This is a genomic window from Rhizobium sp. CG4 (genome assembly GCF_023701965.1).
Taxonomy (GTDB): Bacteria; Pseudomonadota; Alphaproteobacteria; order Rhizobiales; family Rhizobiaceae; genus Agrobacterium.
Map to the genome: position 1 here is coordinate 131487 of NZ_JABAEG010000007.1, position 21578 is coordinate 153064.

Consider the following 21578-nt stretch of genomic DNA (forward strand, 5'->3'; position numbering starts at 1 on the left):
AACAATAGGACAGAAAATGGCATGGCGCCTGAATTTCCTGCTGATCAAACTGTTTCTCACCGCGGCTGCCCTGGCGGTTACGACACTGGCTTGGATGTCAGCGGCAGCAGCACAAGCGCATGCTCCTCTGGCGGAGCAACCCGCCAGTGTCCAGCGTTTTATCGGCCTGATGTCAGATCCTGACGTTCAGAAATGGCTGCAGGGCGTCGCTCGCGAAACAGAGACTGCTACGGTCCCAGCGACTGCCAGCCAGGACCCGGCGTCGTCGTTTGCCGGATCAACGATGCGTTTTCGCGCCCACGCCGCTTCGATGGTTGCAGCTGCGCATTCTTTTCCCTCCGAGGCGATCCGGGGCGCGGCTTTGCTTGAGCAAGACGTCAAAGCAATTGGCGGAACCCGGCCCATCGTCTTGCTGGCCGCTTTCGTTGCCGCAGGATTGGGGGCGCAATGGTTGTTCTGGCGGTTCAGCGCTGGTTGGCGGTCATGGATGGCCGGAGCATCAGTCACATCCGTTTGGCACAGGGTCGTTGTCATAACTGCCCGGCTTCTCTGGGCGGTTTGTTATGTCCTGTCGTTTGGTCTTGGCAGCATAGGGTTCTTCCTGCTTTTTGACTGGCCGCCGATCATCAGGGAAATCGTCGTCGGCTTCCTGTTCGCTGTTGTCATCTACCGCCTCGCTTGCGCTTTGCTGGATGTATTTTTGGCGCCGCGTTCAAACGAACAAGGCCGTTTCCGCGTGGTCCCAATCACTAACGAGGCGGCAGGCCACTGGGCAAAACGGATCAGCTATCTCATTGGCTGGTACGCCTTTGGCTGGGTGACAATCCGGCTTCTTGGCACGCTCGGCCTATCGATCCCATCGCGTCAGCTCGCTGCCTACTTTCTGGGGTTCATACTGTTGGGCATTGCCATTGAGGCGATATGGCGACGCCCGCCTGGTTCACCCACGCAACAGACGAGCCGGATCGGCCTGCATGGTCGGAACTGGCTTTGGACTGCCTATTTAACAGGGATATGGCTGCTGTGGGTGGCTGGCGCTGTGGAGCTCTTTTGGGTCATGGTGGTTTGCGCCGCATTGCCAGGGGCGATCGTTCTTACAAAGGCGTCCATCAATAACATTCTGCGCCGTTCAGAAACTGATGAAGATGGGCGCAGCCGCGTCACGGTGCTCTCGGTCATCGTCGAGCGCGGGATACGCGCAACCCTGATCGTTGCAGCGATCGTTTTCCTTGCAAATATTCTGGATGTCCGGCTGACCCAGATGACAATGCAGGATTCGCCCGCGCTCCGTCTTGTACGTGGAGTGTTGAGCGCCGGCATTATTCTTCTTGTCGTCGACTTGGCATGGAATGTCGTGAAGGTTTTGATCGACCGGAAGATGGGAGACACCGAGGCAGCGCTCGAGATAGGAAGTGAACGCGAACGACGCCGCACCCGCCTGAGAACTCTGTTGCCCATCCTTCGCAACTTCCTGATGATTTTATTCGCCGCGATCGCAATCATGATGGCTTTGTCGTCACTCGGCATTGAGATCGGACCGCTGATCGCTGGCGCCGGCGTTGTGGGCGTCGCCATCGGTTTCGGCGCGCAGACCGTCGTAAAGGATATCATCAGCGGCATGTTCTATCTCCTCGATGATGCCTTCCGGATTGGCGAGTACATTCAAAGCGGCAGCTACAAAGGCACTGTAGAGGCGTTCAGTCTCCGCTCCGTAAAGCTAAGGCACCATAGGGGGCCCATATTCATCGTCCCGTTTAGCGAACTGGGCGCCATCCAAAACATGAGCCGCGACTGGTCAGTGGTCAAATTCCTGCTGTCCGTGTCCTACGAATCCGACGTCGCCCAAGTCAAAGCAATTACCAAATCCGTAGGCAAAGCTCTGCGAGAAGATCCCGAGTTCCAGCCGTTCATCATTGAGAACCTCAAGATGAAAGGCGTCGAAGAGATCAGCGATTATGGAATCAAGTTGAGCTTTGGAATGACGCTAAAGCCCACCCAGCTGCAGTCGGCAATCCGTCGCAGAGCTTATGCGATGCTTCGCGAAGCATTCAACGCACAAGGCATCAAGATTGCCGTTCCGACCGTGCAAGTCGCTGGCGGTAAAGAGGACGGGCTCGCAGCCGTAGCTCAGCAGGCCCTTGCGAAACAAACTGTGGTGGATGCGCCCGGGCCGACTTGAACGGGGAACTTCGCCCAGTTGCATCGAGACCAAGGATCATGGGGAGGACATGAAATGAAAATCTCAAAAACAATGTCAATCTGTCCGGTCTGCCTGCCTGCCAGCTCGCCGAGTTTCTTGGATGTTTGCCCGCACTGACAAATTCACGGCGAGCAATGCACGTCTTACGACCGCTTGAAGTGATGGAGCGGCAGCGAAAAACAACCACCAACCAAGGGGATATTCCATGGACTTCAACACTATCGACGCCACGCTCGTCGGAAAGCTTCTACTTTTGCTGTTGATCGGTATGGGGCCGAAAATCGCCCTCGTTCCGTTTTTGGAGAAAACCCATAGTTTCGATGCGGCGACCAAGGTGCGCATCGGTCGCCAAATGGTGCTGACAGCACTTGTCACAGCGTTGATCCTGTTTGCGACTGGAGCACTTTTGATGCGGCTTCTCCACATTACGGGCGGCGCTGTCGCGGTGGCGGGCGGCATCATTCTCGCACTCATAGCGATCAAGATGGCGTCCGGACCAACGGACAAGCCACATGACGAGCTTACCGCTCCGATCGATCCCGACAAGCTCGCGGTGTTTCCGCTCGCCGTTCCCTATCTGCTTAACCCCGTTGGCATCACCGTCATCATTCTCGCATCTGGAGAAGTCGTTTCGGTCGCCAGCGCGGTGGTCGTTGTCGTTCTTATCATTGTCGTGGCAGCTTTCGACTATCTCGTCTTCACCAATACCGACAAGCTTTCCAAACGGATGAAACCGGCCAGCATGGTCGTTTCAGAGGTCGTATTCGGTATTCTCCTGACCGCGGTTGCAATTCAGCTGATCGTCAGCGGACTGGGACGTTTGGGTATCATTACGGCGCCAGCAGCTCATTGAAAAAAGGGGCGAGGTCCTGCACAGGCAAACGGGAATGCGAATGGATGATTGATCGGACGAGAAATGCCTTCGCTTACGGAGCACTCATTGTGCTTCAATCACTGGCCGTCGCATTCCTGCTTCGGACTATCTTTCCGATATTCTATTACGTGGTCACACATCTTGGCGAACGCCAGGAACTGCCCGTCTCTAAGTTGCTGTTAATCCTCGCGGCTTCTCTTGTTTTGCAGGCAAGTTATTGGACGCGGCTTCGGTGGGTCGAAGTCCCCTCGCCTTTCCACTCCACATTGGTGTCTCACGTGCTTTCCTTCGCTGCGCGCCTCGCATTCCTGTTTGGTGGCGTCCTGTTTTCGACGATCTTCTTTCGGCACTTGCCGGAAACCGAAGCGCTGCCGCCGCTTGGACAGGCAGTACTGCACGGTGCATTGATCCTGTTGGTATTGTTCGGGTTCTTTTGCTACTCGGTCGAACTCGAAAGGCTTGCAAAAGCGATCGAGGATCCGACTTGAGGCGATAGACGGCTTTGCACGTTCACTCGTGAAATCCATGCTTGGCGAGAGAACCTACCTTTCTGGCGACAAGATCGAGGCCGCGTAGATTTCATCGAACTGCGACAAGCAGCAGCAGGCTTCCCGACAAGCGCCGAATTCATCCGTTGTGCAGTGGGCAACGAGAGGTCGAGGCCTTCAGCTGGTTTTCACTAAAGGCACGCGCGAGCGGTATTTTACGATTTGCGGCGCGACTGTAGGCATCCCGGATCTCTCACATACGCGCATCGTTGGTAGTCGAGTTGGCGCCCTTCGACCGGAAAACTGGTCATGGTCTTGGAGGGTACAATGGACGACCTAGATATCAGAGTGTGATCCCAACCATCCGCCCATCGGCATGGAGTGCAGTGCCGCAGGCCGTCCGAATGAAAAGCATGCACCCCACCCGCAATCCAGAGCTGTCGTATGTGCTGTACGCGCAAAGGAATTTGTTATCAGAGGTTTACACCAGCGCCTGAACATATCAAATTCGATCCAAGCCTCGCGCTAAACGGGGCGGCTATCATCGAGCGACGCAAATGGTCAACAGTCTACAGACAGGGCACATTCTGCTCTAAGCGCTATGGCAGTCCGGAAGCCCAGCTTAACTGACACGTATCTCGGGAATTGCCTATGCCTGAAATGTCTTCACTTCCCGACAACTATACCGCTCTGGTCATAGGCTCGAGCGGCGGGATAGGGTCGGCCATACAACAGACACTCAGTGCTGATCCGCGCTGCAACGAGCTCATCTGTATGTCACGCAGTAAAGACGGGCTGGATATTACCGAGGAAGCATCGGTCGTTTCTTTCGTGCAAAAGATCGCCAGCAAAAAAATCCATTTGTTGATATGTGCGACGGGCGCTTTGACGATCAATGGTGTCGGCCCCGAAAAAACAATCAGGCAGCTCGATCCCGACGCGATGACAGCGCAGTTTCGGATAAATGCCATCGGGCCTGCACTTGTAATGAAGCACTTTCTTCCGCTCGTTGATCGTGAAAAGCGTGGCATCTGCGCCTTCCTGTCGGCAAGGGTTGGCTCGATCGGAGATAATCGCCTTGGAGGGTGGATTTCCTATCGCTCATCGAAAGCTGCTCTGAACCAAATCATCCGTACTGCGTCAATCGAGTTCAAGCGCACGCATCCTGACGCTGTGCTCGTAGGTGTCCATCCTGGGACAGTCGAAACCAGCCTGTCGGAGCCGTTCTCGCGCGGGCGTGAGAGAATGCGACCGGATGATGCGGCAAAGATGATTTTGGAGGCGCTGAACGCAGTTGCCAGTACGCAAACGGGAAGTTTTATCGCATACGATGGCTCATCCATCGAGTGGTAGTGCAGGCATTCGAAAGCGAAAAAAGTCCGCTTAAATATCTCCGAGAGGGATATGGAAATGCGATCACTTCAGGTGCCTGGAGCCAAGAAACATAAATGAGAGCAATGTCTTAGGCTGTTGGTAGTCCCGTAGATATGGCGGTGAACTGACACAAAAGTTGCCAAACACCAGCGCTGACAAAGGAAGAATTTAGCGGCAGGGACGTTTTTATCAGTCCGTATTGAGCATTTTGTGTCTCACGGTCGGGTAGCGCTCTCTCACTTCGATCATTCGATGTCCAATCACAAACTTTCCGGGATGGGGAGAACGCACCGAATTTGAGGCAAGCGCGAGAGAGAACATGATCGCTTCGCGAGCGGTAAGTTTCTCGACCACAGAACAATCATACGCGCGCGTCACCGCGATAGACATTTGGCGTAGCGCCGGTCAGCCTGCCAAAAACCTTTCGAAAGGCGGCTGGATCGGTATAACCAACCGCCCAGGCAATGCTCTCGACAGAACCATTCGTCGTCTCAAGCAACTGCCGCGCCTTCATGATGCGCACATTTTGTAGATATTCGGTCAGCTTGAGCCGTGTCGCACGCAAAAAGCGGCGCTGGAGTGTCCTTTCGGAAAGACGCACGCTGTCTGCTAGCTCACCGATCGATTTTTGCATCTCAGGCGTCGCATGAAACTGGTGCTGGACCTGCAGGACCTCCTTATCGCCATGATCGAAGCGGGGAAGAAAAGCCTTGTACTGGCTCTGACTGCGACGCGGCGGATCAACAACAAGAAAGCGTGCCGTCTCAAGCATCACGGCCTGCCCAAGCAGCTTCTCGACAAGGAGCAGGCCCAGATCAGCCCAGGCCAGAATTCCGCCAGCGGTGATGACATCGCCATCATCGATGATCATGTTATCGGGTGACACGTCAATCTTGGGAAACTGTTCAGCAAGCCTGTCTGCAAAAGCCCAGTGGGTCGTGGCGCGTCGGCCGTCGATGAGCCCGGTCTCAGCAAGGACAAACGCCCCGGCACAAATTGAACAGACAGTAACGCCGCGCGCATGCTGGGACGCGAGCCATTGCGACGCCGGGCTCATGCTTTGCATCTTCTCAGGCATGATGATGCTAGGCGGCGCGATGACGTAGCTCAACGCGTGTGGGATGCCAGGGCTTGAATCCCATGTGCAGGATACGTCACCACCCTCCATCTTCCAGTGACTGACCCGAATGTTGCGATAAGTTGTCGGCGCCTGCAAATTTGTAGACCAGTCGTTGGCGACGCGAAACAGATCGGTCAGTCCATAGACGGCAGCCAGCTGACAATCCGGGTAAACCAGTAAGCCCACCTCTATGAAATCAGGCGTTTTGGTATTTGCCACTTTTGCCTCGGATAAAGTCATTTCCGCCACGTGTTTTCGATAGAAGATCGCGATACCTTCTCTTTGTCAAATACGGAATTCGCAGACAAAGCGCGACAGGAGAAATGCCATGACATCTGATACAAACCGGTTTTTCGTGTCGAGACGCAGCGTACTGATCGGAAGCATCGCCCTTGCCAGCGTGAGCGTTCCGGCGATCGCCTTCTCGCAAAACTCATCCACCAACAGTTCATCACAAGGAGAAATCGACATGGGCTTTGTAACAACCAAGGACGGCACCGAAATTTTTTACAAGGATTGGGGTCCAAAGGACGCGCAGCCAATCGTTTTCCATCATGGCTGGCCGCTGTCGTCGGATGACTGGGACGCCCAGATGCTGTTCTTCCTGTCGAAGGGTTACCGCGTTGTTGCTCATGACCGTCGTGGTCACGGTCGCTCGGCACAGGTGGCGGACGGTCACGACATGGACCATTATGCAGCCGACGCATTTGCTGTCGTCGAAGCCCTTGATCTGAAGAACGCCGTTCATATCGGCCATTCAACCGGTGGCGGTGAAGTTGCCCGCTATGTTGCAAAACATGGTCAGCCCGCAGGTCGTGTTGCCAAGGCTGTTCTGGTGTCCGCCGTACCACCGCTGATGCTGAAGACAGACAGCAACCCTGAGGGTCTGCCGATCGAAGTGTTTGACGGCTTCCGTTCCGCACTGGCTGCCAACCGCGCCCAGTTCTTTCGCGATGTACCGGCTGGTCCTTTCTACGGTTTCAACCGCGATGGTGCGACGGCCCAGGAAGGTGTGATCCAGAACTGGTGGCGTCAAGGCATGATGGGTGGCGCAAAGGCCCATTATGATGGCATCAAGGCTTTCTCTGAAACCGACCAGACCGAAGACCTGAAGGCGATCACCGTTCCAACGCTTGTTCTACACGGCGAAGACGACCAGATCGTACCGATCGCAGATTCTGCCCACAAGGCGATCAAGCTCCTGACGAACGGGACGCTCAAGACCTACCCTGGTTTCTCTCACGGTATGTTGACGGTTAATGCCGATGTTCTCAATGCTGACCTGTTGGCCTTCATTAAGAGCTGATCTTGAGGAAATTTTGCAGCAACCGTTGCTGCGATCGCCAAGCCACGGAAGCGAGAGAGGAGCGTTGACGCCCCTCTTTCGCAACCGTCTCTCAATTGATTATGCCGCTCGGCGCCTCCGCCGCTCTATCGTGTGCTTGACCTACTCGAGGTTTAATCGCGAGAACGCGCAACGCGTTGAGGATCACAGCCACATCGATCAATTCCTGAATGACGGCGCCCTGTACCGGCGTTAAGTATCCAAAGGCCGCCGAGGTCATACCGATAGTCGACATTCCGATACCGGCCACGACACTTTCGAGCGCTATACGCCGCGCGCGTTGCGCAATTTCGATACCCGGAAGCAGGCGGTCAAGATGATCGACGAGAAGAACAATATCCGCAGCCTCGGCTGAGGCAGCGGCTCCACGAGCCCCCATGGCAACGCCAATATCCGCGACAGCAAGTGCCGGTGCATCGTTAACACCGTCTCCTACCATCATCACTAGCCCGTTCTTGCGTTCAGCAGTCACAAGAAGGACTTTCTCGTCTGGCGTTAGATCTGATTTGACCGCATCAAGCCCCAGGTTTTTTGTAACATCTTCCGCGACTGCCTTTCTATCGCCAGTGGCTAGCAGGATACGGCGTATGCCGAGTTGACGCAGGTTTGCTATAAGCTCTGCGACACCTGTGCGAAGAGCATCGGCCATGGTGATGTAGCCAGCAATTTTATTATCGACTGCAAGCGCGACAATTACCGCACCAACATTCAAGATCGGGCTGGGAATGGGCGCTGCGCCGATTTGCTGATTGACGAACGAAACTCCTCCCACACTGACCAGGTGACCTGAAACGGTTCCGCTAACTCCCTCTCCAGGACGCTCCGTAACGTGATCTGGCGCTGGCAGCGCAACACCCCTGCGGTGCGCCGCAGTAACAATCGCCACGGCCATCGGATGCTTTGACGCCTGTTCAAGAGCCGCAGCGAAATATAAAACTTCATCCTCCGACATACCGTTGCATGGTTCAATCAACACGATCTGGGGACGTCCATCCGTCAGTGTACCGGTTTTGTCGAGAACCAGTGTCGTGATCCGTGCCAGGACTTCCAATGGCTTTGCGCCCTTGATGAGAACACCAAAGTGCGCCGCCCTCGACAGCCCAGCCACGAGAGCGACAGGTACGGCAAGGATTAACGGGCAAGGCGTTGCCACGACCAACACCGCCACGGCCCGGATAGGATCACGAGTGAGCCACCATGCAGCTGTCGCGAGTGCAATTGTCACCGCGAGGAAAAGCATTGAATATCGATCCGCAAGCCGCGCCATCGGTGCCTTGGATGCTTGCGCTGCTTCAACCAACCGGACGATCCCGGCGTAAGTGCTGTCAACCGCCCGACGCCGAACGCGCAGGTCAAAAGGCTCGCCCGCATTCGTACAGCCGCTCATCAACTCGTCACCATGCACAAGTCGCACGGGCATTGATTCACCCGTGATGGCAGACTTATCGACGATCGCCTGCGCGCCCTCAATATATCCGTCTGTCGGCACGATGGCGCCCTGATGAATGAAAAGGAGGTCGCCTGGTTCAATCGTGTCGAGCGCGACAACCTCTAGAGTGCCATTTTCATGGCGTGTGGCAGTTCTGGGAACCCGGGACAGGAGTGTGCTCATTTCGCGCCTGGCACGGCCCTCCGCAAAGTTCTCAAGAAAAGTGCCGCCGGCATACATTACGGCGACCACCGATGCGGCCAGCGTTTCACCGAATAACAGCGCTGCCGACATCGAAAGCGCCGCGACAATGTCCAACCCGACTTCACCTCGCCAGAGACTGCGAAGGATTTCGACGACCAGAGCAATCAAGACCGGAATAACCCCGACCCGCCAAGCAAGGACGGCCATATCGGGCTTGTCGTATGCGAAAAAAACCAGCCCACTTACGAGACCGAGTATCGCAATCGAGAGCAGCACAGTTTTGACGCGGTCATAGGTCAGAGAGAACATGACTTCCTTTCATCGCCCCTTCGAGCGTGTGGATAGTGCTCCTGCCGTCTTTCTATTTGGTTCAACTGCTGGCTTGTTTGTCGTGCTGTCACGGCTTGCCAATTCGAAGCTTTTTCTCGTGTAGTCGGTATGCAGCTCTAACAACCATTAACATACCAGAGATGCGCGTCCGCGGCACCAGCGGGAATGGTGCAATTCGAAAGTTACTCTCGCCGGGAGGCTGGCATCCGGTATTTCAGCTGATGAGTTCATCAAGTCTCGCTCAAAGCTGACTGAGCTATCATTAGCGATTTCTGGATTAGCGAGCACTCGCCTTGAAGAAGCGGAATACACGTACACTTATCTTACGGCATAAGTCGAAGAGCCGGCCGGACAAAGTCATTTTCCATAGATGTTTCGCCTGGTGTCCAAAATGCGTGCGTATTTTTTCCTCTGCCAGCAAAGCTGCTCGAGAGGCACCATCTACTCTGGTATATCTGAACCGCCGCGTGGAACTTTGCCAGCCAGCGTGAATGGTCAGGAAGCGTGCGCTGGGCGAGAATACATCCTTAGATAGATGTGTGGAAATGCTCTCAAAACTAAAAGTTGACAATCAGATTTAGATCCAGTATCTATCCATTATCGATATTTTCTTGCTGAGCTTTGGTTACCGCGCGATTAGCACCGCGCTTTCAACGAACCCTCCCTTTAAAACAATCGTTATCATCATCCGCAGCGCAGTCGCGCTGAGGTCATCTATATTGCTATGAAAGGGTTCATTATGATCACCGGCACAGTTAAATGGTTTAATTCCACCAAGGGCTTCGGCTTCATCCAGCCTGACAACGGCAGCGCTGACGCGTTCGTTCACATCTCTGCCGTCGAGCGCGCTGGAATGCGCGAAATCGTCGAAGGCCAGAAGCTTAGCTACGATCTGGAGCGCGACAACAAGTCCGGCAAAATGTCGGCTTGCAATCTTCAGGCTGCTTAAATCGGTATCTGCTTTCCTTTGACCACGGATGTACTGGCACTGTTGAAAGCACAATACCTACTGAGGTCAGGCAAGTTGCCTGGCCTTTTTTTTGCCTGATGACACCGCAATTGCGCGGGTGGCCCAGGTGGCCAGTGGCCGCAATAACAGGAGTTCTCGATGACGAACCCAGCCAACGAACTTCAGGCAATCAACACGGCTTGGCAGATTGCCGTGCAGGAAATTCTGCGTATGGTCGTTCGAGACCTGTACAAATCAGGGGATGAGGCGTCCTTCCAAGCGCATATCAAGAGAGTTGAAGAGGCGGCCGTCGACAGCATCTACACCGGACTGATGCTTCGCGGGACGGATGAATGGACGGAAGTCCTTGTCAAGGAAAAGGCCAGTAACTTCGTCACGACGCTTTTGACGTCGTTCACTTATGACAAGGTTTGATCATCGCAAGCGGTTCGCCTGTTTCCATGAAGAGCCATGACAGTGACGACGCGCTTAAAAAACAAGTATGTCGCTAACAGTTTTTCCACCCGCCAGTCTGTTTCAAAACTCACTTAACGGACGGTCATTCTCCAACAACGGCAACTCTAGGTGACAAGACACCGTTAGCCTGTTGGTATGAGCAAGCGTTTCACTTCAGGCTGTTAGCCGACTTTCCTTTAACCGGAGCGTCACGACAACTCCCCCTTCAACCCAGTTAAAGTCAATTGACCCTCCCAGCTGCCCTGAGACGGTTCGATGTAGCAATTTGCTGCCGTAGCCTTCGGCAGTCTTCGCCGCACCGACACCATCACAGCCGTGCTCGCTCCAAACGATCTCGATGTCGTCTTTGACTGATGCCCCGGAAATGTCGAGGGACCCCGTTTCGTTCGAAAGGGCACCATACTTCAGCGAGTTCGTTGCGAGTTCGTGAATAATGAGCGCAAGACTTGTCGCGGCCCTCTCCCCAAGCCCCATGCGTGGAACTGCAACGCGGATACGCCCAGCGAAAGCGCCATGGTCGTCGTATGGCGCCAACAGCACACTAAACAGATCACCCAGCAAAGCCGCGCGCCCCTGACCATCAGGAAGCGGGCGGACAAGCTCATGGGCGCGTCCGAGTGCGGTAAGGCGCTGCGTCAACTGCTTTGCCATCTCCTCCTTCGTTTCAGTTGAACGCGACGTGATGCTCGTGAGGCCGGAAGCCAAAGCGAGCAGGTTTTTAACGCGGTGGCTCATCTCACCGGCGAGCAGCTCATGGCTTTCCTCCGCCTGCTTGCGCCCCGTTACGTCAAGAAAAATTCCAGTCGTCTTTTTTGTTGACGTATCGCCGTCGTTCCCCTGGCCACGCGCGGAGATCCATCGGACATCAGAGGCGGTCGTGAGGATGCGGAAATCGATTTCAAAGGGTCCATCAATCGCACGAGTGGCAACAAACGCCGCCCTGACGCGGTCTCTGTCCGCAGGATGGACCTTAGCTGAAAGATGCTCAAAGCTGAGATCCGTCTCTGCTGGTATGTCCCAAAGTTCATATGCCTTGGTGTCCATGACGAACGTATCGTCGTCCAGCATCCAGGTCCAAAGCGCCACCCCCGCCGATTTAATCGCCCGTCTAAGCTCGTCTGCACTCCATTCAGGCTGCGACCTTGATGCGCTCATCGTAAATCTCTTTTGACAGATGCCACTCACTATTTTCAGAACTACCGGGGCGGACTAAGGTTATCAATGGCCTATGCAGGCTTTGTGATGCTAATACCACAAGCTTACACGTTGAAAAGTGGTTCAGGATGCCTCTGTCAACGACGACAAATTGTGCCATTGAAGCGATATAAGCGCGCCCCGATCCCGCTGTGCTTTTGTAACATGATCTGCGCGCACGCAAATGCAAAGTCACATCGATGCCGGGCGGTGTGCGATAACGTGGCGCCTCGCGGTTGGGCTGTGCAGATTGCAGGCGCTTTAATTCTGTATGGCGTTTGAGCGCGTACACATCGCGGCTCGATTGGTCGGAGCAGCCATGGACGCCAGTGGCGTTCCGGGCGAAAGGCAGGTGAAACGTCCGCTGGGCTTGCCTCCACCCCTAAATCACGCCAAAAGGCTCCCCGTCTTAGTGCCTTGTACCACCGATACCCAACAGGCGCTTTGACCTGAACGGGATCCTGAAATCTTGTTTGCAATTTTATGTCTTTGCAGCTTGGAAGTGACGATCTCCTCAGAGATGAAATGAGGACGCAAATGAAACAAAATCAAAACTTTAACCCCCTGTCTCCCTTTTTCGCCATTGCAGCAGCCCTGCTCATTCTGTCGGCGTGTGATGACAACACCTCCAGCCAGACAGACCGTGCGCGCGAGACACAAACCTCCAGCGAACAGTCAGAAGTTCAAAAATACAACGCCTATGTCGAGGTTGCCAATTCGGTGCACCGACCTTACGCCGAGGATCTGGCAACATATCAGCGCTATATTCAGCCTGTACTTGACGGCAAGGAAGAGAATGACGACCTCCTTTTCCCTTCATCGTCGACGATGAGCCGGGTCAAGGAGAATCTGGACAAAGCGCGAGCCATGAAACCCGACATGGCCGAACTTGACGTTTCGGCGCAGACCTATAGCGATGCGTTGGACAAGGCTATTCCTTTTGATCGCGACCTGGACAATTACATCGAGGCCAAGACCTATCTGAGCGATAAGGGCGCGCATGGACGCGAGATTCAACCCGCCTATATCTCCGCCATGGAAACCCTCGCAAAGGCCCAGATGAATTACGCCAAAGCGATCGAGGCAAAGGACCGCGCCCGCATCAAGTTGGAATTTGACGAGACGGAAAAGGACACGCTCGCCTATTTCCGGATCGGCATGGTCTATCATATTAAGGACAACATCGACCAGGCCTCTAGTTTCCTGAATGGCGAGGGTTTTGGTGACAGCAAGGACGTGTTCAAGGCTGCGCTCGACGCGTTCGCCACCATGGCGTCAGGCTATGATCGCAAGGTGCGAGACCAAAACAGCACGGGTTGCCCGGCCATCATGTCCAATGCCAATGCCTATCTCTCCGTCGGCAGGCAGATCATCCACAGGACCGAAGACGGCTCGTATGAAAAGGACAAGCAGCAAGGCTCCCAGTTCCAGCTAATGCAGTCGCGGGAGCAGCAGGACGCAAGCTCCCTCCTCCAGAACTATAACAATATGATCAGCCAACTGAACATGAACCAATGCTGAGCTGAACCTGAACCTGAACCTGAACCGCGTTATGCGGGCTGCGTCCCCAACGCAAAACCTAGAGATGCCACACATTTCGTTCGAGCGTGGAATGTGTGGCTCCGAATTCGATTGTGTCGGGGCGACACGACATCTCCTTGCCTGAAGCAATGGAGCAATCAAAGCATAAATCCGTACGGTAGGATGCGAGCGATTACAACAACGCCGCACCAGCATCGAGCAGCAGTACCCCATATGACAGCCGTTCCGCCGATCTAAAGTCGCAACGAACTCGATGAGCTTATGAGAAACCAGGGCTCTGAACGTGGGCCATCTCGTTAACCCAACGCCGTCGTCTAACAATCCGCAGTGATGGCCGCGCTCGACCCGAAGCGCCAAACGGGCGTTCTCCTAACAGCAGCCATTGAGCAGTCAAAGGACAAGGCTATCCACCAGACTTCATAGCGATAAAACAGCACGGTTTTTGTCTTAGCTTAAGGTCCATTATCTCCAAGTCCTCAAACCAGCTTACTACTCCAGCCTTGATTCTCTTGAGACCTGTATCTAAGTATTTTAGGAAGTGCGGAGGAAACATGGACGAGATTTTAAGTCAGAGCGCTAGAACAGGCGTGCAGGGATTGGATGATGTTCTTTCCGGTGGCTTAACTCGCAGGCACGTGTTCCTCTTAGAGGGATCTCCGGGGACGGGCAAAACGACAATCGCCCTGCAGTTCCTCATCGAAGGCGCAAAACTCGGCGAGCGCTGTCTGTACATAAGCCTATCGGAGACGAACGAAGAGCTGCGTGATTGCGCAAAATCACATGGTATGGAAATCGGTAGCGAGATCGAAATCTTTGAACTCGTACCGCCAGAAAGCCTTCTCGACGCCGACCAACAGCAAAGTCTGCTCTATTCCTCGGATCTCGAGCTCGGTGAAACCACAAGAATGATTTTCGAGGCGTTTGATCGCATCAAGCCTCAGCGCGTCGTAATAGACAGTCTTTCCGAAATCCGCTTGCTGGCACAAAGTTCGCTGCGCTACCGCCGACAGATACTTGCTTTGAAACACTTCTTTTCACGTTCGGATGCCACCGTCCTGTTGCTCGACGACATGACGTCGGAAAATTTCGACAAGACCGTGCACAGCGTTGTCCATGGCGTGATCTATCTCGAACAACTGGCTCCGGATTACGGTTCCGAACGTCGTCGCCTGAGGGTGATAAAATATCGCGGACAGTCGTTCCGTGGTGGCTATCATGATTTCGTCATCAAGACCGGCGGCGTTTCGGTGTTTCCGCGGCTTCGTGCAATTGAGCACAAGACCGGTTTCGAGCGAACCACCTTATCCAGCGGTCTTCCCGAGTTCGACGATCTCCTTGGCGGAGGCATCGAGCGCGGGTCCAGCACACTGCTTATCGGGCCGGCAGGCACCGGCAAAAGCTTGTTCGCCCTGCAGTTTGTGAACGCTGCAATCCAGCGAGGGGAAAAAGCCGCGATCTTTATCTTTGATGAGGAGCTTGGCCTGCTTTATGCCCGTACCAAGACCATGGGTATCGACCTGGAAACACTGCACGCACAGGGCCATATCCACATAGAGCAACTGGATGCCGCCGAACTGTCACCGGGTGAATTTGCGCAGCGTGTTCGTGACCGGGTTTCAACCTATGAAGCCAAGACGGTCGTAATCGACAGCATTAATGGCTATCAAGCTGCGATGCCGGAAGAGAATGCTCTGATCCTGCACATGCATGAACTTTTGCAATACCTCAACAGGCAGGGTGCAAATACCTTTTTGACGGTCGCGCAGCATGGTCTGGTCGGCGACATGAAATCACCTGTTGACGTTACCTATCTTGCAGACAGCGTCATTCTTCTTAGGTATTTCGAGGCACTGGGAAAAGTTCGGCGGGCAGTATCGGTGATCAAGAAACGCACCGGGCCACACGAAGATACTATTCGTGAATTTAAAATATCCGGTGGAGGACTAACGCTCGGCGAGCCGCTTTCGGCCTTTCAGGGAATTCTGCGTGGCGTCCCTAACTTTGTGGGGGATCAAAACCCTCTTCTTCCAATGACCGGTGAGGGTAGCGACAATTCCTAATAGCGACACAAGCGCCCTGGTTTACGCTCCTATCGGCCGTGATGCGGAGATTGCAGTTTCGCTCCTGAAAGAAGCTGGGGTGGCCGCCACCGCAGTGAGTGATATCGCGTCGTTTGTGGCGAAGTTGAGTGACGACATCGCTTTCGCAGTTGTGACAGAGGAGGCTTTTCGGTCTGCCGATCTGAGAGGTTTTTCCGCGTGGATCGAGGCACAGCCGAGTTGGTCTGACCTTCCGTTCGTCATCCTCACGAACCGTGGTGGTGGACCTGAACGCAATCCGGCGGCGGCAAGATTATCTGAAGTCCTGGGCAACGTGAGCTTCATTGAACGGCCATTTCATCCAACCACCTTCATAAGCGTTGCGCGATCCGCCATGCGGGGCCGTCGCCGCCAATTCGATGCCCGAGCTAGAATCGAGGCTCTTGATGAAGGCGAGAGACGTCTTCAAACGGCCCTCAGTGCCGGCAGACTGGGCGCGTGGGAATTCGATCTTGCAACGGGCGAACTGATCACTTCGACGACCTTTCGATCGATATTCGGTCGCAATGCCACCGAGGAGTTCTCCTACACGGATCTGTTGGCCAGTATCCATCCTGAGGATGTCGACCGGATGCAGTTCGCCGTTCGAACGACCATTGAAACCGGCGCCGACTACGCCATAGAATACCGCACGATCTGGAGTGACGGCTCTGTCCATTGGGCCGAGATCCGCGCCCAGCTCTACAGAGACCGCGAAGGTAAGGCAATAAAGCTTGTCGGCGTCTCGGCCGACATCACCGCACGACTGAAAGCGGAAGAGCACCAACGACAACTGAACGAGGTTCTTGAAGAGCGCGTTGCAGAACGGACCCGTAAACTGGAAGAGACCCACGCCAGAATGATGGCAGAGGTGAACCAACGGGAGAGCGCCGAGCAACAGTTGCGCCAGTCTCAAAAGATGGAAGCGATCGGCCAGCTGACGGGTGGCGTGGCGCATGATTTCAACAACCTGCTGATGGCCGTACTTGGCAATCTTGAACTCCTGCGAAAGTACGTTGGCGAAGATGCAAAAGCGGTCCGCCTTATTGAGGGTGCTCAACAGGGTGCAAAACGCGGCGCTTCGCTCACCCAGCGGCTTCTCGCTTTCTCGCGTCGGCAGGATCTGCGCATTGACCCGGTCGACATGCTCGCGCTGGTCACCGGAATGGAAGACCTGCTGGAACGATCCGTCGGCTCGACAATAGTGATCAAAACTGATGTGCCCGATCATCTTCCTCTGGTCTCGGCAGATGCCAACCAAGTTGAACTGGCGCTCCTCAATCTCGTTGTGAACGCCCGCGACGCCATGCCGGATGGAGGCGAGATCCGCATCAGCCTGAACGGTGTTCATCAGGCCACCCCGTCCGGTGACCTTGCGGCAGGCGATTACGTCGTCCTGTCGGTGGTTGACCAAGGTTACGGTATGGATCGTGACACACTGCAAAAAGCTGTTGAGCCTTTCTTCTCGACCAAGGAGCTCGGAAAGGGCACCGGCCTCGGCCTTTCGATGATCCATGGCCTGGCGTCCCAGCTGAAAGGTGATCTCAAGCTGACAAGCGAGCTGGGCAAAGGCACTAGAGCAGAATTGTGGGTTCCCGCTGCCACATCCGAAATCACCAATAAATCCGCAGTGGTTGAGGCAACCATCGACACAACTGTCAGCGCATCAGGACCGAAACGGATATTGCTGGTTGACGATGACGTTCTCATAGCGATGAGCTCAGCTGATATGCTGATGGATCTCGGTCACGACGTCGTGGAAGCGCACTCAGGGAAAGAGGCATTGGAACAACTTGGGGATGGCAGCGGTTTCGACCTCCTCATCACGGACTATTCCATGCCTGGTATGACGGGGGCAGATTTGACTGTTGCAGTCCGCCATGTTGTCCCGAAGCTTCCGATCCTAATCGCCTCCGGTTATGCAGAACTGCCGCCCGGCGTGGAGCTTGACGTTGCAAGGCTTGGCAAGCCGTATACGCAAGAACAATTGGCGCGGGAACTCGACCGGCTGTTTGCCGACAGGATTTAGGGAAATGCGTGCCCGGATCCGCTCATAGTTGAAGACGAAAAATAAAAAAACGGTTTGGCCTGCGTCGATGTTGGAGACATGACAGGTGCAGGGGGGCGCTAATTAGCAGTTGGTTCCCTGCGTGCAAAACCGAGCGGAGCTTGAGTTCGCTATGACGCTTTGAGCTCCCGGCGCGGTACCCGTCAAAGTCAGCGGCAGGTCTTCTATCTCTCGCCGCATTTTGACCTGGTATCCTGGACTGCGAATTACTCCCTGGAAATTCAAGAACGGGACATACCCCGCCTTCGTTGAGTTTGTTTCACAATGCTGCGCACGTCACTTTGGCAATGCGCGTGTCGATGATTTTACAAAGGTCGGCTGTTCCGTTGTCTCCTCTGCGCCCACACAGGGCGGGTTGCGCGCCAGGCAAGACCCCGGCCATGACAGCCGGGGTTTGGATAAGGCTTACTGGTTTAGCCCTGTCGCCAAAGAAAACAGTCTGGCCTGACGCTGTGCAAAGGCGCGCGGGTCGGAGGGTTTGTCCCCGTCGAGAATGCGGGCCTGATCGAGCAGCAGCCACGCGGCATCCTCGAGAAATACTCTCTCTTCGACACTGGCAATACGCTGAACCACTTCGTTTTGCGCATTGATTTCAAGGATCGGTTTTGACGCGGTTTGAAGTCGCCCTGCCCCTTGAAGGATTTTTTCAAGCTGTCTATCCGGGCCATGCTCAGATGCCACGAGACACACGGCACTTTCGGTCAAACGGCCAGATACCCGCACGTCGGCGAGCTCGTCAACAAGAACGCTGCGGGCGAGATCGATAAAGGCAGCGACATTCGCAGGCGCTTCGTGTTTTGGAGCGCCAGTGCCATCCATGCCAGAAACTTCGTCTAGGTCGGCCAGACCCTGGGTGACAGACTTGAGAGGTTTGCCCTCAAACTCGGATATGTTGCCTGGCCAGAAACTGTCAACCGGATCCGACAGCAACAGCACTTCAATTCCTTTGGCACGAAAGCCCTCCAGATGGGGCGATGACCTCAGTTGTTCGATACTGGACCCGTTGATGTAATAGATCGATGACTGCCCTTCCTTCATGTCCGCTACGTAGTCACCGATGGTGCGTGTGGCGGCGTCGACGGCTGTTGTTTGGAACCGCGCCAGCTTGAGCAGTTGCTCACGACGCTCCCAGTCTTCGTAAATCCCTTCCTTTAAAATCTGTCCGAAGAGGTCCCAGAATTTGGCGAAAGTGTCGCTCTCGTTTTCAGCCAGTTTCTCCAAGGCGGCAATGACCCGGTTGGTAACCCCTTTGCGGATTGCCGACAGGACCGGACTTTCCTGGATTGTCTCGCGCGAAATATTAAGAGGCAGGTCAGACGTATCCACAATACCGCGCACGAACCTGAGGTATCTTGGCAGCACTTCAGCATCGTCCGTGATAAAGACGCGCTTCACGTAGAGTTTCATTCGCCCCTTACGCTCCGGGTCGAACAGATCAAACGGCTGGGCTCCCGGGACGAACGCCAGAGTGGTATATTCGTGGCGACCCTCGGCGTGGAAATGGACTGTTGTCAACGGTGCATCGTAGTCCCCGGAGATACCACGATAGAAATCGTCGTAATCCTGTTTGGCAATTTCGCTCCTGGAACGGGTCCAGAGCGCCACACCATCAGAGACTTGCGTCGGTTCAGCGCCATCCTTTTCAATCAGGCGGACGGGAATGGGTACATGGCCGGACTGGTCACGAATGATTTTCTCTACGGGCCACTTGCCGGTATACTTCTTCGCGTCCTCCAGTAGGTGCAGGATGACTCGAGTGCCTCTTTCAGGCGCCTGATCAAGATCAACGGCAACCATGTCGTAACTGCCCTTGCCGTCGGACGACCACTTCCAGGCGGCGGCCTCGCCTGCGCGACGGGAAATGACATCGACACTCTCGGCAACCATGAAGGAGGAATAGAAACCCACCCCAAACTGACCGATCAGTTGCGCCTTGTCCCCGGTTTTGGCGGCTTCGAGCCTTTCCATGAAGGCCTTGGTCCCCGAGCGGGCAATCGTACCGAGGGCATCGATCATTTCGTCGTGGCTCATGCCAATGCCGTTGTCCTCGACAACGACCGTGGAAGCTTTTTCATCGAGTTTAACGAGGATTTCCGGCTGCGTGCCCTCAGGATTGAGCTGCGGCTGCAATATTGATTCATAGCGAAGCTTTTCGCAGGCATCTGCGGCATTCGAAATCAGTTCGCGCAGGAAGACATCCCTGTCCGAGTAGACAGAATGGACCATCATATGCAGAAGGCGACTGACATCGGCTTCAAATGAATGTTTTTCGGGCAGAGCGTCCTGTCCTGTGGTCATTGGTAATCTCCATGTTGCAGAAAACGGCGATCAGATGGTTTTTTATGTTCTGAATTTCAAGCCATGAAATCTGTCTTTACCGAAGATATGAATTCACCTGAAACTTTGGCCGAAGCGCACGACACCCTACTGCTGGACGCCTCCTTTATCGTGCAAGACGACCTTGTTCCACCAGATCGCAACACTACCGTCTATAGCGTGCCAGTTTCCAGTTGGACCATCTCACAACGCTAACCCGCACAAGTGCTGTCCAGCGATGGATCTGGGGTGTGAGGCGTCACTATGTAAGCCAGCGTACACTTGCGCCGGAATAACAAAGGACGAGGAACTTTCCTGGCGAGGCGGTGTTGGTAGCGGCAGCAGCAATGGAGGATAATATGCCTGCCCTTTCCTGGAATACCCCGGTCCAAGTCAACATGCCCCATAGCGGAAGGCAGACCGTCCACGGCCCGTTTGCGGCTTTAATTCTACTTTTGGACGAATGGCCCACTATCAGTGGTCCAGCCTACGCCATGGCGCGCAGCAAATGCCGCGCCGCCCTTGATGGAAGAGCGACACCGGAAGAAGCTCGCGAGCTCTTTTTGACGGCTGCCGAAGAAGCCGACGTTCTGCCAGGTTCGCATCTTTACGTCGCCTGAGCAGGAATACATCAGCGCCACATGACTTGTTAGCACCGGCCGAGCCCGTCGCTGTCTTCACTTGCCAGTGACGTGTATTGCACCAGCATTACCGAAGCTCTGATGTACTGCCGGAATCTGGCTCGCCGCGATGTCGGCCGAAACCTCTATCTCGCCCTTGTGCGGCGCGTCGAGCCGATCGACGTCGCCACGTGAGGAACTTGTTCCATTTGTATTTTGATCGGAGGCCGACTGGATAAATATATCTGGGCGCGAAATGCCCACCTGCTGTACCAGATGCTCGACAGCCAGATCGGCCGCCTCACGTGTCCTGAACCGTGCCCGGATGGTAATGGTGTTTTCGTCTGTCACGATATTTCTCCTGTCTGAATAAAAAATCAGTTTGACTAACGCTCGGGACCATCATGTGGAAAACCGCGAGCGAATGCATGCACCGTGGGATCCGTGTGACTGGTCTAAAGCCAATTAATTGCAACAGCGGTAACTGGCGTCCGTCATCCATGTCGCAGTTGGCGCCTTCCCTCAGTCCAGACGCAGGGCTGAGCGCACGGGTATTGTCGCAATTACCACACCATCTATTCGTATCACCTCGAACCTCGCGCCATCGACGACCTCACCTTTCAGGATTTTCTCGGCGAGCATTTCTCTGGCGGCCTGCATGGCCTCAGCTCGGGCCCGGTCATCACTGGCAAGTTCCACACCTTCCTCATCGAGGGATAGCCCGTCGCGATCTCTGACATGGAAGAAATACCTGGGCATTATCATGCTCGCTAATCATTCAGATTACTAAACCTGCTTGGCGCTAGTTGGTTCCGTGACGTCGCCTTTATGGCGATCCCGTTGCGCGGTCGGTGCGCAATCACATAGCCGACGATGGGCCAACATTCCCCAGTGAGTGTCGCGGCCATGCGGGCACAAAACTCGGCGTTGCTCTAATTGAGCGGACAACGCCGTTCGCACGTTTAATGTT

General features: G+C 54.9%; 17 protein-coding genes. 11 read left to right on the plus strand and 6 right to left on the minus strand.

What is annotated here, in order from left to right; all coding sequences use genetic code 11:
- Positions 1 to 16 precede the first annotated feature (16 nt).
- The 4 genes from HGO37_RS19120 to HGO37_RS19135 all read left to right on the plus strand — a co-directional run bounded on the left by HGO37_RS19120 (position 17) and on the right by HGO37_RS19135 (position 4915).
- Positions 17 to 2179: a mechanosensitive ion channel family protein gene (locus tag HGO37_RS19120; RefSeq protein ID WP_250984714.1), complete on the plus strand. Its 2163-nt coding sequence runs from the start codon at positions 17 to 19 to the stop codon at positions 2177 to 2179.
- Positions 2180 to 2405: 226 nt separating this feature from the next.
- Entirely contained in the window at positions 2406 to 3053 is a 648-nt protein-coding gene (locus tag HGO37_RS19125) for a MarC family protein (protein WP_192490084.1), read from the plus strand.
- A gap of 89 nt (positions 3054 to 3142) precedes the next feature.
- Positions 3143 to 3562 (plus strand): hypothetical protein, encoded by a 420-nt coding sequence (locus HGO37_RS19130; protein WP_250984715.1) that lies wholly within the window; start codon positions 3143 to 3145, stop codon positions 3560 to 3562.
- A gap of 651 nt (positions 3563 to 4213) precedes the next feature.
- Positions 4214 to 4915: an SDR family NAD(P)-dependent oxidoreductase gene (locus HGO37_RS19135; RefSeq protein ID WP_352230585.1), complete on the plus strand. Its 702-nt coding sequence runs from the start codon at positions 4214 to 4216 to the stop codon at positions 4913 to 4915.
- A 382-nt stretch (positions 4916 to 5297) separates the two neighbouring features.
- Here the strand turns inward: HGO37_RS19135 and HGO37_RS19140 are convergent, their stop codons facing one another.
- On the minus strand, positions 5298 to 6296 hold the full coding sequence (locus tag HGO37_RS19140) for a GlxA family transcriptional regulator (protein ID WP_250984716.1): 999 nt from the start codon (positions 6294 to 6296) through the stop codon (positions 5298 to 5300).
- Positions 6297 to 6525: 229 nt separating this feature from the next.
- Here HGO37_RS19140 and HGO37_RS19145 point away from each other — a divergent pair, with 229 nt between their 5' ends.
- The gene (locus HGO37_RS19145; RefSeq protein WP_250984878.1) at positions 6526 to 7362 is read left to right on the plus strand and encodes an alpha/beta fold hydrolase; all 837 of its coding nucleotides are present in this window, start codon (positions 6526 to 6528) and stop codon (positions 7360 to 7362) included.
- 91 nt (positions 7363 to 7453) lie between these two features.
- Here HGO37_RS19145 and HGO37_RS19150 read toward each other — a convergent pair whose 3' ends face one another.
- Positions 7454 to 9343 (minus strand): heavy metal translocating P-type ATPase, encoded by a 1890-nt coding sequence (locus tag HGO37_RS19150; RefSeq protein ID WP_250984717.1) that lies wholly within the window; start codon positions 9341 to 9343, stop codon positions 7454 to 7456.
- Between the two features lie 760 nt (positions 9344 to 10103).
- Between HGO37_RS19150 and HGO37_RS19155 the strand changes: the two genes are divergently transcribed.
- Together HGO37_RS19155 and HGO37_RS19160 are read left to right on the plus strand one after the other, a co-directional pair.
- Positions 10104 to 10313, plus strand: a complete 210-nt coding sequence (locus tag HGO37_RS19155) for a cold-shock protein (RefSeq protein ID WP_192490079.1) — start codon at positions 10104 to 10106, stop codon at positions 10311 to 10313.
- Between the two features lie 159 nt (positions 10314 to 10472).
- Positions 10473 to 10748 (plus strand): hypothetical protein, encoded by a 276-nt coding sequence (locus HGO37_RS19160; RefSeq protein ID WP_250984718.1) that lies wholly within the window; start codon positions 10473 to 10475, stop codon positions 10746 to 10748.
- 195 nt (positions 10749 to 10943) lie between these two features.
- Here the strand turns inward: HGO37_RS19160 and HGO37_RS19165 are convergent, their stop codons facing one another.
- On the minus strand, positions 10944 to 11945 hold the full coding sequence (locus HGO37_RS19165; RefSeq protein ID WP_250984719.1) for a sensor histidine kinase: 1002 nt from the start codon (positions 11943 to 11945) through the stop codon (positions 10944 to 10946).
- Positions 11946 to 12467: 522 nt separating this feature from the next.
- Here HGO37_RS19165 and HGO37_RS19170 point away from each other — a divergent pair.
- The 3 genes from HGO37_RS19170 to HGO37_RS19180 all read left to right on the plus strand — a co-directional run bounded on the left by HGO37_RS19170 (position 12468) and on the right by HGO37_RS19180 (position 17633).
- Entirely contained in the window at positions 12468 to 13505 is a 1038-nt protein-coding gene (locus HGO37_RS19170) for a YiiG family protein (RefSeq protein WP_250984720.1), read from the plus strand.
- A gap of 572 nt (positions 13506 to 14077) precedes the next feature.
- Positions 14078 to 15586 (plus strand): ATPase domain-containing protein, encoded by a 1509-nt coding sequence (locus HGO37_RS19175; RefSeq protein ID WP_250984879.1) that lies wholly within the window; start codon positions 14078 to 14080, stop codon positions 15584 to 15586.
- Positions 15564 to 17633: an ATP-binding protein gene (locus HGO37_RS19180; protein WP_250984721.1), complete on the plus strand. Its 2070-nt coding sequence runs from the start codon at positions 15564 to 15566 to the stop codon at positions 17631 to 17633. Before HGO37_RS19175 ends, HGO37_RS19180 begins: the two co-directional genes overlap by 23 nt.
- A gap of 444 nt (positions 17634 to 18077) precedes the next feature.
- Here HGO37_RS19180 and htpG read toward each other — a convergent pair whose 3' ends face one another.
- Positions 18078 to 19970, minus strand: a complete 1893-nt coding sequence (htpG, locus tag HGO37_RS19185) for a molecular chaperone HtpG (RefSeq protein ID WP_250984722.1) — start codon at positions 19968 to 19970, stop codon at positions 18078 to 18080.
- A 377-nt stretch (positions 19971 to 20347) separates the two neighbouring features.
- Here htpG and HGO37_RS19190 point away from each other — a divergent pair, with 377 nt between their 5' ends.
- A complete protein-coding gene (locus tag HGO37_RS19190) occupies positions 20348 to 20608 on the plus strand; it encodes a DUF982 domain-containing protein (RefSeq protein WP_250984723.1) in 261 nt (86 codons plus the stop codon).
- A gap of 57 nt (positions 20609 to 20665) precedes the next feature.
- On the opposite strand, the gene HGO37_RS19195 is transcribed toward HGO37_RS19190, so the two are convergent.
- Together HGO37_RS19195 and HGO37_RS19200 are read right to left on the minus strand one after the other, a co-directional pair.
- Entirely contained in the window at positions 20666 to 20959 is a 294-nt protein-coding gene (locus HGO37_RS19195) for a hypothetical protein (protein WP_250984724.1), read from the minus strand.
- A gap of 171 nt (positions 20960 to 21130) precedes the next feature.
- Entirely contained in the window at positions 21131 to 21373 is a 243-nt protein-coding gene (locus HGO37_RS19200) for a DUF6894 family protein (protein ID WP_405049481.1), read from the minus strand.
- Between the last annotated feature and the right edge of the window lie 205 nt (positions 21374 to 21578).

What these genes read in the sequence shown, in the direction of transcription:
- HGO37_RS19135 (WP_352230585.1), top strand. Translation starts at nt 4,214, where the DNA reads ATGCCTGAAATGTCTTCACTTCCCGACAACTATACCGCTCTGGTCATA.
- HGO37_RS19145 (WP_250984878.1), top strand. Translation starts at nt 6,526, where the DNA reads ATGGGCTTTGTAACAACCAAGGACGGCACCGAAATTTTTTACAAGGAT.
- htpG (WP_250984722.1), bottom strand. Translation starts at nt 19,970, where the DNA reads ATGACCACAGGACAGGACGCTCTGCCCGAAAAACATTCATTTGAAGCC.
- HGO37_RS19190 (WP_250984723.1), top strand. Translation starts at nt 20,348, where the DNA reads ATGCCTGCCCTTTCCTGGAATACCCCGGTCCAAGTCAACATGCCCCAT.
- HGO37_RS19165 (WP_250984719.1), bottom strand. Translation starts at nt 11,945, where the DNA reads ATGAGCGCATCAAGGTCGCAGCCTGAATGGAGTGCAGACGAGCTTAGA.
- HGO37_RS19150 (WP_250984717.1), bottom strand. Translation starts at nt 9,343, where the DNA reads ATGTTCTCTCTGACCTATGACCGCGTCAAAACTGTGCTGCTCTCGATT.
- HGO37_RS19160 (WP_250984718.1), top strand. Translation starts at nt 10,473, where the DNA reads ATGACGAACCCAGCCAACGAACTTCAGGCAATCAACACGGCTTGGCAG.
- HGO37_RS19155 (WP_192490079.1), top strand. Translation starts at nt 10,104, where the DNA reads ATGATCACCGGCACAGTTAAATGGTTTAATTCCACCAAGGGCTTCGGC.
- HGO37_RS19175 (WP_250984879.1), top strand. Translation starts at nt 14,078, where the DNA reads ATGGACGAGATTTTAAGTCAGAGCGCTAGAACAGGCGTGCAGGGATTG.
- HGO37_RS19200 (WP_405049481.1), bottom strand. Translation starts at nt 21,373, where the DNA reads ATGATAATGCCCAGGTATTTCTTCCATGTCAGAGATCGCGACGGGCTA.
- HGO37_RS19125 (WP_192490084.1), top strand. Translation starts at nt 2,406, where the DNA reads ATGGACTTCAACACTATCGACGCCACGCTCGTCGGAAAGCTTCTACTT.
- HGO37_RS19120 (WP_250984714.1), top strand. Translation starts at nt 17, where the DNA reads ATGGCATGGCGCCTGAATTTCCTGCTGATCAAACTGTTTCTCACCGCG.
- HGO37_RS19170 (WP_250984720.1), top strand. Translation starts at nt 12,468, where the DNA reads ATGTCTTTGCAGCTTGGAAGTGACGATCTCCTCAGAGATGAAATGAGG.
- HGO37_RS19140 (WP_250984716.1), bottom strand. Translation starts at nt 6,296, where the DNA reads ATGACTTTATCCGAGGCAAAAGTGGCAAATACCAAAACGCCTGATTTC.